A 12,692-nucleotide genomic window follows, 5' to 3' on the forward strand; every position below is an offset into this window, starting at 1 on the left:
AGTGACGAGAAGCGGCTGACGGGGACTGCCGAGGTCGTTACCCGTCACCCATCACTCGTCACGTACCGCGGTTGCTTGCATATTTCGCTTCGGTAGCAATCTGTCGCGCATCCATCGCTACCAGTTCCGGCTTCACCACAACGCCCGGATGCACGCGCTGCAGGCCGTTGACGACGACGTTCTCGCCGGGCGCGAGGCCCTGCTGGACGATGCGCAGGCCATCGTTCAAGCGGCCGATCTTCACGGCGCGATAGGTGACCTTGTTGTCCGCGTCGACGACGTAGACGAACTTCTGGCTCTGGTCGGTGCCGACCGCACGGTCGTCGACGAGAACGGCCGGATATGAGTTGTGGCCGAGCAGCTTCACGCGGGCGAAGAGGCCCGGTGTGAAATAGCCATCCTTGTTCGAGAACGAAGCGCGGGCGCGGATCGTGCCGGTGCGCGGATCGATGCGGTTGTCGACGAAGACCATCGTGCCCGTGTGCGGATAGCCGTCCTCGTTCGCGAGGCCCATCTGCACCGGGTTCGCGGCGTCGCGCGAGCTGGCACGCTCACCCCGGCGCGCGAGTTCGGTGTACTTCAGGTAAACCTGTTCGTCGCCTTCGAACGAGACGTAGATCGGATCGATCGACACGACCGTCGTGAGCAGCGGAGCAGTTCCGGCGCCGGCCGTGACGAGATTGCCTGCCGTCACTTCGGCTTTGCTGACACGGCCCGAGATCGGTGCGGTGACGCGAGTGAATTCGAGGTCGAGACGGGCCGATTCGACGGCAGCTTGTGCAGCCGCGACCGTGGCGTCTGCCTCACGAGCGCCGTTGACACGCTGGTCATACTCTTCCTGTGACACGGCCTTGATCGCGAGCAGCTTTTCGCTGCGCGCGATGTCGTTGCGAGCGAGCTCGGCGCGAGCCTTCGCCCGCGTGAGTTCCGCTGCGGCTTTGTCGAGCGCGGCGCGATACGGACGCGGATCGATGACGAACAGCAGGTCACCCTGGCGGACCGTGCTGCCTTCGGTGAAGTTGACGCTTTCGATGTAGCCCGTGACGCGGGGGCGGATTTCCACCGATTCCACCGCTTCGACGCGACCGGTGAACTCATCCCACTCGGTCACGTCGCGCTGCAGAGCCGCGGCGACGGTGACAGGGGTTCCCTGAGCGGGGCCTGAGGGAGTTGCCTCGCTGCTGCAGCCTGACAGCACGAACGTGCTGGCAACGGCCAGAGGCAGAGCGACGGCGATCGTCGGAAACAGACGCAGCGACTTGAACATGTGAACTCCCAAACCCATCAGGCGGCCAGATTCTTCGTAGGGAGCCACTGTAGGGACGCGGGCGGTCCGGACAAATCCGGCTGGGCGCACGACATTCATGAAGAGCCGTCAGGAATACTTTTTCTCATGTCGTCATGAAGTAAGGCGATGAGCCAGGGACTTGCCGGAATTGCCGGCGATTTGCCTGTGCAACCAGGCACTTCCGCCTTTACGTGACGCGCGTCGTGTAGTGCAATCCGTGACGCATTCGTAACAATAGCCACAACGAAACCGTCACATAGACGTCAGGGGATTCCATGATCGTCGTCCATCACCTGAACAACTCGCGGTCGCAGCGCGTGCTGTGGATGCTCGAAGAACTGGGGCTCGACTATGAGATCCGCCGGTACGAGCGCAATGCGAAGACGATGCTGGCGCCGCCAGAACTGAAGCAGGTCCATCCCCTGGGCAAATCCCCGGTGATTACGGATGGACCGCTGACGCTCGCGGAGTCGGGGGCGATCATCGAGTACCTCGTGGGCCGATACGGTGCGGGAAGACTTGCTCCCGCGGCCGGAACGCTCGAACACGTGCGCTACCTGTACTGGTTGCACTACGCCGAGGGTTCGATGATGCCGCCGCTGCTCATGCGGCTCGTCTTCAATCGTCTCGCGAACGGACCGATGCCGTTCTTCATCAAGCTGATCGCACGCAAGATCGCGCAGACGGCCAACGACACCTTCGTCGAGCCGAATCTGAAACTGCATCTCGACTATCTCGAAGGCGAGCTCGGCAACAACGAGTGGTTCGCGGGCAAGGAATTCTCAGCGGCGGATATCCAGATGAGCTTCCCGCTCGAAGCAGCACGCCAGCGCGCAGGACTCAACGAGAGCCGGCCCCGGCTGATGAATTTCCTGCAGCGGATACATGGGAGGCCCGCTTACCTGAAGGCGCTGGAGCGGGGAGGGAAGTACGATTTGCTGAAGTGAGCCAGGAGGAGACCGGAGAAGATTTTCCACGGGGAGCACGGGGTTTCACGGGGGCCGGGCATATATATACGGAAGGGCTCAGCGATCGTTGTCGCGCTGGTCGTCATTTCAAGCTCGCGCTTTCAGACTCTTTTCTGCCCCGTGCTCCCCGTGTCCCCCGTGGAAAATCCTTCCGTTCTTTTCCTGCCGCGCTCCCTCAGTCCCAGGCTCGCATCAGATTGTGGAACAGCTTGACCCCGCCTTCTCGCTTCGGCGAGTAAGGGCCGGAGCGATACGCCCTCGATCCGATGTTCCTCTGCACGATCTCGCAGATGCCGGCGTCTTCCGCCTGCACTTCCTCGCTGAACTGGATGAGCTTGTCCCAGTGGATCTTCGCTTCGGGACTCAGGGCTGAATCGAGGGCGAACCAGTCGAAGCGGACGACGGTGTTGTCGGCGTCGATGGGGATCACGACGTTCGTCTGCATCTGGCCTTCGTAGATGTTCAGCATGATGTTCGGGAAGAGCCAGTAATAGACGGCTTCTCGATTGCTGTTGCTGCCGCTGCCGTAGAGCGTCGCGGTACCTTCGCGAACCGGGGCGTACTGGAGCACGAAGCGTTCGCCGAGCTCGGTGATGTACTGGCGATAGTCGATCTCCCGATTCAGCGACGGGTGCACCAGCGGGATGTGGTAACCCTCGAGATAGTTGTCGACGTAGACCTTCCAGTTGGCTTTCACCGGATACTCGCGCGTCATGACGTACTGCATCTGATCGATGTCGAGTCGTGCGCAGCGCTCGGCGACGCCGGGGAACAACGTGTCGAAGGGCGGCGTGTCCCGATCGAGTGCCGCGAAGATCACGGGTCCGAAAACGTGCACCGCTACCGGCTCCAACCGGATGCGCGAGATATCGAGATCCGCGCCGTCCATTTCCGTCGTGCGCAGCAACTGACCTGAAAGATCGTAGGTCCAGCCGTGATAGCGGCAGACGAGGCGCTGGGCGTGGCCGCAGCCGAGTGCAACCGGGCCCGCGCGATGGCGGCAGACATTGAAGAAGCCGCGGATCGTGCCGTTGTCGTTCACGAACACCAGCGGCTCGCGACCGACGTGAGAGGTGAAGTAGTCGCCGTGCTTCGGTAGTTGCGCGACGTGTCCGACGATCTGCCACGAACGGCCGAGGACATCCTGTTCGGAGCGCAGACGACCAGGGTCGGTATAGAAGGCGGCGGCAGGGGTTTGCATGCGCCGATTGTAATTCAGGAAACGGCACCGCCGTGATCGAGCGATCCCGCGATCCGGCCCCGGGGTGTATCCCGCGGCGGGCTATTTGACCCGGATCTGCAGCTCTTTCAGCCGATAGTCCACGATCAGCGTATGCAGGGTGCCGAGGATATCCATGCCGACCAGCAGGGCAGGCTCCTCTTCGAGGCCCCACAGCTTGAAGACGTGGATGTCGCCGTAGATCACGTCGACGTCGGTGATGACGAGATCGCCGAGGCTGATCCGCCGTGTGTAGATCGCGTCCCCTTCCTGAACCACGTCGGTCATGCCGATCACGGCAGTCTTCGATGGCGCGGCGTGCAGGCGCTTGCGGCGAAGCAACTCTGCCCGCAGTGCGTTGTTGCCGAGCGTGCGCTGCGCGCCGGTGTCGATCACGGCGTGAATCTTCACGCCATCGACGCGGCCAGTGGCGAGCAGCAGGCGCTTGAACCGGACCTTGACCGGTAGCCGCACGAACGCATTCGAGGGACGCTGGCCGCGAGAGTCCGAGATCTGGAAGCGGTCATTCGCGAAGTCGACCGTGATGCGCTTGTCCTCGAATCCTTCCATGCCGAGGATCCCGTCCGCGCCGCCCATGACGCTCGGCATCATCGGCAGGTCGACGTCTTCCTGGATCAGGTCGCCTGTTTCGAAGCGGTCGATCTCAACGGTCGGCACGATGAGCGAGCCTGTCACACCGGTCAGCTTGACGTGACGTTCGTTCACCTGGAGACCCAGCAGCTGAGCGACTCGCGTGGTGATCACGGACTGATTGGCTCCCGTATCGACAGTCATGCGGAAGGGACCCTGGCCATTGATCATGACGGGCGCCATGACCCGGCCGATGCGATCAGGTCGCGTCGGTGTGGCGTAAAGATGATCGGACTCGGGGGAGAGCGAAGGAAAGGGGAGCACAATCGGATCGGGCGCACGCGCGATGTTCGACGCATGCGCGGCGGTCCATGTCATGGCCGCGGCCAAACATGCTGCGATGCTGATCGGTGCTCGATGCGTCATGGCCTTGCCGCAACGCCTCCAACGGTTCCTTTGCCGACGTTGCGATGAAGTGTCGCACAACGGCAGCGCGCCGGATGCAGTCAGTGCAAGAACAGCGACTTAATGCACATTCAGCGCTCCAGTTGTCGTGTCAACAGGTCGGCCGACGTCCTCGCCGGATCCTGGGGATAGAGCCGATCGAAATCGCGCAGCAGCGCCCGCGCTGTAGGCCGATCGCCCGCATCGCGAGCCAGGCCGGCCAGTTGCAACAGGTCGCTGCTGGTGGGCGGGCGGAAGTCCGGATCGGTTTTCAGTCGCGCGCGAACGAGGTCGAGTGCTTCGCCGTTGCGGCGTGCAGCCAGCAGTTTCGGCACGAGCTCGCGGGCCAGTCGATTCGCGAGCCTCGGGTCGGGCCAGCGTGCGGTGCTTTCGTAGAGCCATTGCGTCTGCGTGAGTGGATCGCCGCTCGCGATCTCCGTCATGACCGTCTGCCACGCATTGTGATGTGAGCCGCCGCGCCATTGCGCATAGATCCGGTCGACGAGCTGTTTACGTTCACTCTCCCGATGTGCTGCATCGTCGAGCTCGACGGTATCGGGTTCCCACGCGTCTTCTACGCCCAGCGCATCGCCGTTCTCACGCACCAGTCCGCCGATCAGGCTGAAGGCGGCGAGCCACAGATACATCAGGATGGCCAGCCGCAAACCGAGCAGCAGCGAAGTCGAGGCGACGAACGATCCCACCAGCACCATTGCAACGATGCCCGTGACCGTCAGCCAGTAGTCGCCGCCGATGCGAGCGATCAGGCGGACGGCGATCCCCGGATGCAGGGCCTGGAGCGTGCTCCCCGTGATCGACTGGATGGCCAGCATGGCCGGCAGCACGGTCGCCGCGGCCAGTCCGAGGACGGCAGCCAGCCATGGGCCGAACCAGTAGTCGCCCGCCTGCGAGGTGAAAAAGATCACCAGCACGAAAGCCAGCAGCACCAGGGACCGCTGGCCGCTGACCGGGTTCATCATTTCGATCGACAGCACCGGGGGCTCGGCATTACCGACAACGCTGTCGAGAAGGACGAAGGCGTAGTTGAAGAAGCCCGCCAGCAGGATGAAGCCGAGCCAGAGCCCGAGCAGGCTGGCCTTGGCTGCCAGCCAGAGCAGGAGGCTGAAGATGATGATGACGAGGAGCGGCGCGGTGCTGAGCGGCACCGAGAGGAACCGGAGAGCGACACGAGGCTGCATTGCCTGTCCTTATCCCGGGCGGATTGGACTCAATATAGCCGCTGGATGGCCCCGGGCGCAGGATTGACACACCGCGGGAACGCCGTTTTCGCTGTCGCCCTGCTGCGATGCGCGATTCGTCCGGGTATCCTGTGCCGGCCCGCACAGAAGCGTTTTTCGGATTCGATCCCACCGGTTTATGAAGAAGCGTCGCGAAGCACTGGCCAGGCAGAATTTTCCCGGCGCCGCTGCTGTTCGTCATGAGCAGATGCTCGATGCGGCCGCCCGGCACCTGAATGCCAGCGGCGTATCGCTCACTTCCCTGAGCGATATCGCCGAAAGCCTCGGCGTCTCGCGCGCAACGCTCTACCAGTACATCGAGGATCGCGAGGACCTGGTCTTCCAGTGCTACCGGCGCTCCTGCGAAGTCATGGCCCGGCATCTCGGCGAAGCCATCCGCCTCGGCTCCGACGCCACGCAGGTCGTCTCGATCTTCGTCGATCGCATGCTCGATCCGACGCGCCCCGAAACGGCGACGCGCGCGGAGATCGCGGTGCTGAATCAGGAACGGCACGAAATCATTCAGGGCCTCTACGACGCGATCATCACGCGTCTTGCAAGCGTGCTCGAAGCGGGAGCGCAGGCCGGCGTGATGCGCCGCTGCGACGCGCACATCAACGCGAACACGATCATCAGTCTCGTCACCTGGGTGCCGCTGATGCACTACTGGGCGCCGGCATCGCGCAGCTATCCCGCCGAGCGTTTTTCCGAAGCACTCAAGAGTGCGATTCTCGACGGCATTGCCATCGAGAAGCAGGTGATGCCGCCGTACCAGGCGATCGACCTGTCGCCGCTCATCGCGCGTGTCGTCGGCGTGTTCGATCGCGATGCCGTGGTCGATGCGAAGCGCGAGACGCTGCTGGCGATCGCGTCGCGCCTGTTCAACAGCAAGGGCATCGATTCGACCTCGCTGGAGGAGATCGCGGGCCACGTCGGTGCGACCAAGCGCACGCTGTATCACCATCTCGGTGACAAGCAGACGCTGCTCGCTCGCTGTTATGCACGGGCGTTCCGCATCTTCCTGTTCATCATGGAACGCATGACGGACTACTCGGGCACGCGCGCGCAGGCACTGGCCGCGGCGTTCCATGCGTTGTCGAAAGCCTACCTGCGCGATGACCTGTCGCCGCTCGCACCGCTCGTCGGTCACGAGGCGCTGAAGGGCGAAACTCAGGCGCAGATGGAACCGCAGGCGGCAGCCCTGACCGAGGGCTATCTGAATGCGCTCAACATCGGCTGCACGGAAGGCACGCTGAAGGTCGACGACGTAACCGCGCAACTCATGCTACTGCCGGGCTTCGTGAGCTGGCTCGTGAAGGACACGGGAACGCACGCGGAGGATCGTGTCGAGCACATCGCTCGCGAGATCAGCGCGCTTTTGTGCCTTGGTCTTCGCAGGACCTGAAGCCGGACCGGAGTTTCACACGGAGTTCACGGAGTGCACGGAGGGCAAGAAAAGCAAACAAAGTTTCTGATCTCCGTGCTCTCCGTGAACTCCGTGTGAAATCTCGCTCCTACTTCCCCTGCAGATAGTCCGTCGCCACCGCGAGCATCGCGCGCATGCCGGTCTGCATTCCGGCTTCATCCACATAGAACAGCGGTGAATGATTGAACGCGACGGTTGCCGGGTCCTTGTCCGGCGGCGTGATGCCGACCCAGAAGAAGAACGCGGGGACCTGCAGCCCGTAGAACGAGAAGTCTTCGGCAGTAGTCTGCAAGGTGATGAGACGAACGCCGTCCTTGCCCGCCACGCGTTCCAGCGATGGCAGCGAACGCTGCGTCAGCGCTGCGTGATTGATCACCGGCGGGATTGCGCTGTCGCGAACGGTGAGGGTCGCGGTGGCGCCATTCGCCGCGGCGATGCTCTGCACGGTGCGATCCATGCGTTTGATGATGTCCGTGCGCATGGCGGGATCAAACGTGCGCAGCGTGCCGATCATCTCGACGTTGTCGGGAATGATGTTGAAGCGGATGCCGCCCTTGATCGCACCGATGCTGATGACGGCAGGCACTTCGGTGATGTCGATCTGGCGGCTGACGATCGTCTGCAGGCCTGACACGATCTGTGAAGCAGTGACGACGGGATCGACCCCGCCCCAGGGGCGCGAGCCGTGCGTCTGCCGTCCCTGCACGTTGATCGTGAAGGCGTCGGAGCCCGCCATCATCGGGCCGGGTCGATAGCCGATCACGCCGGTGGGCAAAGATGCGATCACGTGAAGGCCGAACACGGCTTCGGGCTTTGCGATATCGAACAGGCCTTCCGCGAGCATGCGTCGCGCGCCGCCCGTCTCGCCTTCAGGTGCGCCTTCTTCCGCCGGCTGGAAAATGAAAAGGATCTGACCCCGCAGCTGCTGACGTCGGCTGCTCAGGATCTCCGCGACGCCGAGCAGCATCGCTGTGTGCGAATCGTGTCCGCACGCGTGCATCACGCCAACAGTTTCGCCGCGAAACTGCGTCGTGACTTTCGACTTGAAGGGCAGGTCGACCTGCTCGGTGACGGGCAGCGCATCCATGTCGGCGCGCAGCGCGATCGTCGGACCAGGCTGACCACCGCGCAGCAGCGCTGCAACGCCGGTGAGTCCGATGCCCGTCTTGGTTTCGAGTCCCATCGCGCGCAGCCGCTTCGCAACGACTTCGGCCGTGCGCACTTCGCGATTGCTCAGTTCGGGATGCTGGTGAAAATCGCGGCGCCATTCGATGACTTTCGGTTCGATCGCCCTGACCGCTGCGTCGAGTTCCGTTGCTGTCAGGTCGGCATGAGTTGTGGCGGAGAGACTGGCGAGGGCGAGGAGCAGGGCACAACGAAAGCGGCGCGAAATCATGCAGGACTCCGGAAAGGTCGACGAGCCAGTGTAACCGATGCCCACCGATCAAGGGGTTACGCGACGGTCTTGCCAGCAGGTCCGAGGCTGTATAACCATACAGGCTGTATATGGAGCCAGACATGATTTCCCTGACGATTTCGAGGAGCCGTGCCATGTTCACCGATCCGCTGAACCTGATCGACCAGACGATCGACAATCTCGAGACGCTGACGGTGCTGTTCGAAGACGAATCCGACGAACGCACCCATCGCGCGTCCGACTATTCCCTCAACATGCAGCGCTGCCGCGACGCCCAGCGCGCCATCGCCATGCTGCTGCCGAAGCTGCGCGCCGCGCGACTGACGCAGTTGCCGCAGGTGCATGGGCAGATTTGTTTCAACTGCGATTGAAACGCGCCAACGTCATTCCCGCGCCCGCGGGAATCCATTCCGGTCGAGCAGATGGACACCCGCTTTCGCGGGTGTGACGGCCGGCTCCGTGATATGCCTTCATCCCCCGAAGGCACTAAACTCCGGCGCTGATCACCTCACCGGATCAGTCGCATGCTCCGAATCGCCGCCCTTCTTTTCGCCTCGTGCCTGTCGCTCGCTCACGCCGCCGACTATCCCGCAGCCCGCGAGGCCGACTACGTCCTTCGCGACTTCAAGTTCGCATCGGGTGAGAAACTCCCCGAGCTGCGCCTGCACTATCGAACGATCGGGACACTTCAGCGCGACGCCAACGGCCGCGCGCTGAACGCAGTGCTGATCCTTCACGGCACGGGCGGCAGCGGCGCGCAGTTCCTGCGCCCGGATTTTGCGGATGAGTTGTTCGTGCCTGGCGGTGTCCTCGATGCGACCCGATACTTCATTGTGCTCCCCGACAATGTCGGCCACGGCGGGTCAAGCAAGCCCAGCGACGGATTGCGTGCGAAGTTCCCACGCTACGGCTATCGCGACATGATCGTGTCGCAGCAGCGACTGCTGGCCGAGGGGCTGGGCATCGACCATCTGCGGCTCGTGATGGGAACGTCGATGGGCGGCATGCACAGCTGGTTGTGGGGCGAGATGTATCCCCAGTTCGTGGATGCGCTGTTGCCGCTCGCGAGTCTTCCCACGCAGATCTCGGGCCGCAATCGGGTCTGGCGTCGCGTGATCATCGACGCGATCCGCGATGATCCGCAGTGGCACAATGGCAACTACACCGCGCAGCCACAGAGTCTGCGCACGGCACAGCAGATGTTGTTCCTGATGGGGAGCAATCCCATAGTGCGCCAGCAGTCGATGCCGACGCTGTCGGCCAGCGACCAGGTGCTCGATGCTTCGGTCAGAACTTCGATGCAGACCACGGATGCGAACGATGTGCTCTATCAGCTCGAAGCATCGTGGGACTACGACCCGGGTCCTGCACTGGAGAAGATCGCTGCACCGCTGCTCGCGATCAACTTTGCGGACGACCTCATCAATCCGCCCGAGCTTGGAATTCTCGAGCGCGAGATCAAGCGCGTACCGCGCGGTCGCGCAATCACGATCCCGCTGAGCGACGAGACACGCGGACATGGAACGCATACCATCGCGAAGGTGTGGCAGGGTGAACTGCGGGAGCTGCTGCGGAGCAGTGAACCGAAGACTCCATGACCACGCGCGGCTGCAATTCTTGCTGTGGGTCCGGCTTTAGCCGGACGTCATCCGACTGGATGCTTCGCATAGCGTCCGGCTAAAGCCGGACCCACAGGAAGAGCGAGCGCTTCAAGCGCAGACCAAGAACAACACACGCCTTCCATGAGACCGGGCCTTTGACCTCACAAGCCTCCTCCCCCGACAGCACCCTCATCCGCGGCATCGGACGCTGGGACTTTGTCGCCCTCTTCATCAATTCCATCGTCGGTGCAGGCATCTTCGGGTTGCCGTCGCGCGTTGATGCGCTCATCGGTCCTTACAGCATCCTTGCCTATCTTCTTTGCGCGGTGCTGGTGCTGCTGATCATCTGGTGCTTCGCGGAGGCGGGCAGCCGCTTCACCGGGACGGGTGGGCCGTATCTGTACGCGACCGAAGCATTCGGTCCGACGGTCGGTTTCCAGATCGGGTGGCTGATGTGGCTTTCGCGCGTGGCTTCATTCGCTGCGCTGTCGAACCTGTTCATCAACTATCTCGGGCACTTCTGGCCCGATGCGGTGATGCCGGTACCGAGGGCCGTGCTGCTGACGTCGATCACGATGCTGTTCGCGGTCATCAACGTCACGGGTGTGCGCAATGGCGCGCTGCTCGCGGACCTGTTCACGATCGGCAAGATCGTTCCGCTCATCCTGTTCGTCGCGGCGGGGTTGTTCTTCGTGCAGCCGGCGAACTTCGAAGTCACCGACGTGCATGTCGACTACACGTCGTTCTCCGCCGCGGTGTTCCTGCTGGTTTTCGCGTTCACTGGCTTCGAAGCGGCGGTGATTCCGGGAGGCGAGATCAAGGATCCGCAACGCACGCTGCCGTTCGGAGCGATGGTCGCTTTCGCCATCATTGCGCCGCTCTACATTCTGATTCAGATCGTGTGCACGGGAACGCTGCCGGGGCTCGACCAGTCGGAGCGTCCGCTGGCCGATTCGGCCTCGAGCTTCCTGGGGAATGCGGGTGGAGCGCTCATGGCGGCGACGGCGCTCGTGTCGATTGCAGGCACACTCAACGGACTCATGCTCGCGGCGCCGCGCATCCTGTTCGCGATGGCGGAGCGCGGTCAGTTGCCGTCAGCGCTCAGCCAGCCGCAGCCGCGCTTTCGTACGCCGCACATCGCCATCGTGGCGACCGCTGCAGTCATGCTGGCGTTTACTCTGGCAGGAACCTTCGTCGGACTCGTCGCGATTGCGACACTTGCGCGGCTCACAACTTTCGCCGCGACCTGCGCGGCGGTGCCGAAGCTGCGCCGAATGCATCCCGATCAACCCGCAGCCTTCGTCGTGCCGGGCGGCATGATCTCCGTCGTGCTCGCGTTGCTGCTGATCGCCTGGCTGCTGACGAGCAGCTCGCTTCAGGAAACGATCACGGTATCGGTTGTGCTGCTGGTTGGCCTCGCGATTCAGTTCGCGATGCAGCGCCGTTAGCACTCGGCGCGCGCGAAGCGGCAGCCAGCCCCGGCGCATCGGTCTGCGGGAACAGGCCGCTCACGAAATCGATGAATGCGCGGATCTTCGCCGTCGGCTGTCGATGCTGCGGATAGACAACGGACACGGGCCAGTACGCGCCGTCATTCCAGTCCTCGAGCACAGGCTGCAACAGCCCGGCAGCGATCTGCGCTTCGACCGTGAAATCGAGGCTGCGAACAAAGCCTGCGCCGCTGACGGCTGCTGCAACAGCAGACTCAGGGTCGCTGAACGACAGGCGTCCTGCCGGCGTCAGCGTCAGCTCCACATCGCCTTTCTTGTACATCCATTCCCGGACCTGGTTGTTGCCCGGCTTGAACATCTGCAGGCAGTGTTCCGGCTTCAATTCGGTCGGATCGCGAGGAAGGCCGTGGCGCTCGATGAATTCAGGCGATGCGCAGGTCACGCCACGCAGCTGGCCGATGCGGCGGGCGATGAGGCTCGAATCGCTCAGGTGACCCACACGCAGGGCAGCATCGATGCCCTCCTGCACGAGATCGATCACCCGGTCGTTCATGCTCATCTGCACGCTGATTTCAGGGTACTGCGCAATGAAACGCGGCAGCGCAGGGACGATGATGCGCCTGCCCAGAGACACCGGGACGTCGACCCGCAGGCGACCGCGCGGAATACCCCGCGATTCGGAAACCTCGCTTTCGGCATGATCGAGCTGGCTCAGGGCTTCGCGACAGCGTTCGTAGAAAGCCGCGCCGACATCGGTCAGGCTCAGGGAACGGGTCGTGCGATTCAGCAAGCGCGCGCCAAGACGCTCTTCGAGCCGGCTGACCGCCTTGCTGATCGCCGAGGGGGACATTCCCAGGGTCTGGGCGGCGGCCACGAAGCTGTGGGCTTCGACCACACGAACATAAGCAACAATGTCGCTGAAGTTATTCAATCAGCCGATTCCCCAACTTAGCAGGCGTCCTTTAATGGTCTGCATTGTAGGCCGGGGATTCATGAAGTCAGCGCACCATACTATTCGCCTGTCCCGGCGTTTACCCGGACAGGCCGCG

11 protein-coding genes are annotated in these 12,692 nt (G+C 63.0%); 5 read left to right on the forward strand and 6 right to left on the reverse strand.

Annotated elements, in window-relative coordinates:
* Window positions 1-58: 58 nt before the first annotated feature.
* Entirely contained in the window at window positions 59-1,267 is a 1,209-nt protein-coding gene (locus tag HNQ60_RS10500; protein ID WP_184331399.1) for an efflux RND transporter periplasmic adaptor subunit, read from the reverse strand.
* A gap of 296 nt (window positions 1,268-1,563) precedes the next feature.
* On the opposite strand from HNQ60_RS10500, the gene HNQ60_RS10505 reads away from it, so the two are divergent.
* Entirely contained in the window at window positions 1,564-2,235 is a 672-nt protein-coding gene (locus HNQ60_RS10505; RefSeq protein WP_184331401.1) for a glutathione S-transferase family protein, read from the forward strand.
* A 196-nt stretch (window positions 2,236-2,431) separates the two neighbouring features.
* Here the strand turns inward: HNQ60_RS10505 and HNQ60_RS10510 are convergent, their stop codons facing one another.
* From HNQ60_RS10510 to HNQ60_RS10520, 3 genes are all read right to left on the reverse strand, one after another.
* Entirely contained in the window at window positions 2,432-3,457 is a 1,026-nt protein-coding gene (locus HNQ60_RS10510) for an aromatic ring-hydroxylating oxygenase subunit alpha (protein ID WP_184331403.1), read from the reverse strand.
* Window positions 3,458-3,538: 81 nt separating this feature from the next.
* Window positions 3,539-4,444, reverse strand: a complete 906-nt coding sequence (locus tag HNQ60_RS10515) for an aspartyl protease family protein (protein WP_184331405.1) — start codon at window positions 4,442-4,444, stop codon at window positions 3,539-3,541.
* A gap of 158 nt (window positions 4,445-4,602) precedes the next feature.
* Complete coding sequence (locus HNQ60_RS10520) at window positions 4,603-5,709, reverse strand: hypothetical protein (protein WP_184331407.1); 1,107 nt, start codon at window positions 5,707-5,709, stop codon at window positions 4,603-4,605.
* Window positions 5,710-5,887: 178 nt separating this feature from the next.
* Here HNQ60_RS10520 and HNQ60_RS10525 point away from each other — a divergent pair, with 178 nt between their 5' ends.
* Window positions 5,888-7,153: a TetR/AcrR family transcriptional regulator gene (locus HNQ60_RS10525; protein ID WP_184331409.1), complete on the forward strand. Its 1,266-nt coding sequence runs from the start codon at window positions 5,888-5,890 to the stop codon at window positions 7,151-7,153.
* Window positions 7,154-7,262: 109 nt separating this feature from the next.
* On the opposite strand, the gene HNQ60_RS10530 is transcribed toward HNQ60_RS10525, so the two are convergent.
* Window positions 7,263-8,570 carry an amidohydrolase gene (locus HNQ60_RS10530; protein WP_184331410.1) on the reverse strand — a complete coding sequence of 436 codons (1,308 nt, stop codon included), beginning with the start codon at window positions 8,568-8,570 and terminating at the stop codon, window positions 7,263-7,265.
* A gap of 155 nt (window positions 8,571-8,725) precedes the next feature.
* On the opposite strand from HNQ60_RS10530, the gene HNQ60_RS10535 reads away from it, so the two are divergent.
* The 3 genes from HNQ60_RS10535 to HNQ60_RS10545 all read left to right on the forward strand — a co-directional run bounded on the left by HNQ60_RS10535 (window position 8,726) and on the right by HNQ60_RS10545 (window position 11,640).
* On the forward strand, window positions 8,726-8,962 hold the full coding sequence (locus tag HNQ60_RS10535) for a hypothetical protein (protein ID WP_184331412.1): 237 nt from the start codon (window positions 8,726-8,728) through the stop codon (window positions 8,960-8,962).
* Between the two features lie 153 nt (window positions 8,963-9,115).
* Window positions 9,116-10,189: an alpha/beta fold hydrolase gene (locus HNQ60_RS10540; protein WP_184331414.1), complete on the forward strand. Its 1,074-nt coding sequence runs from the start codon at window positions 9,116-9,118 to the stop codon at window positions 10,187-10,189.
* A gap of 158 nt (window positions 10,190-10,347) precedes the next feature.
* Window positions 10,348-11,640, forward strand: a complete 1,293-nt coding sequence (locus HNQ60_RS10545) for an APC family permease (protein ID WP_184331416.1) — start codon at window positions 10,348-10,350, stop codon at window positions 11,638-11,640.
* Here HNQ60_RS10545 and HNQ60_RS10550 read toward each other — a convergent pair.
* The gene (locus HNQ60_RS10550) at window positions 11,579-12,574 is read right to left on the reverse strand and encodes a LysR family transcriptional regulator (protein ID WP_184331418.1); all 996 of its coding nucleotides are present in this window, start codon (window positions 12,572-12,574) and stop codon (window positions 11,579-11,581) included. The genes HNQ60_RS10545 and HNQ60_RS10550 overlap by 62 nt on opposite strands.
* Window positions 12,575-12,692 lie beyond the last annotated feature (118 nt).

Source organism: Povalibacter uvarum (assembly GCF_014202975.1).
Lineage (GTDB): Bacteria > Pseudomonadota > Gammaproteobacteria > Steroidobacterales > Steroidobacteraceae > Steroidobacter > Steroidobacter uvarum.

What these genes read in the sequence shown, in the direction of transcription:
- HNQ60_RS10515 (WP_184331405.1), bottom strand. Translation starts at nt 4,444, where the DNA reads ATGACATGGACCGCCGCGCATGCGTCGAACATCGCGCGTGCGCCCGAT.
- HNQ60_RS10540 (WP_184331414.1), top strand. Translation starts at nt 9,116, where the DNA reads ATGCTCCGAATCGCCGCCCTTCTTTTCGCCTCGTGCCTGTCGCTCGCT.
- HNQ60_RS10505 (WP_184331401.1), top strand. Translation starts at nt 1,564, where the DNA reads ATGATCGTCGTCCATCACCTGAACAACTCGCGGTCGCAGCGCGTGCTG.
- HNQ60_RS10510 (WP_184331403.1), bottom strand. Translation starts at nt 3,457, where the DNA reads ATGCAAACCCCTGCCGCCGCCTTCTATACCGACCCTGGTCGTCTGCGC.
- HNQ60_RS10500 (WP_184331399.1), bottom strand. Translation starts at nt 1,267, where the DNA reads ATGTTCAAGTCGCTGCGTCTGTTTCCGACGATCGCCGTCGCTCTGCCT.
- HNQ60_RS10530 (WP_184331410.1), bottom strand. Translation starts at nt 8,570, where the DNA reads ATGATTTCGCGCCGCTTTCGTTGTGCCCTGCTCCTCGCCCTCGCCAGT.
- HNQ60_RS10525 (WP_184331409.1), top strand. Translation starts at nt 5,888, where the DNA reads ATGAAGAAGCGTCGCGAAGCACTGGCCAGGCAGAATTTTCCCGGCGCC.
- HNQ60_RS10535 (WP_184331412.1), top strand. Translation starts at nt 8,726, where the DNA reads ATGTTCACCGATCCGCTGAACCTGATCGACCAGACGATCGACAATCTC.
- HNQ60_RS10520 (WP_184331407.1), bottom strand. Translation starts at nt 5,709, where the DNA reads ATGCAGCCTCGTGTCGCTCTCCGGTTCCTCTCGGTGCCGCTCAGCACC.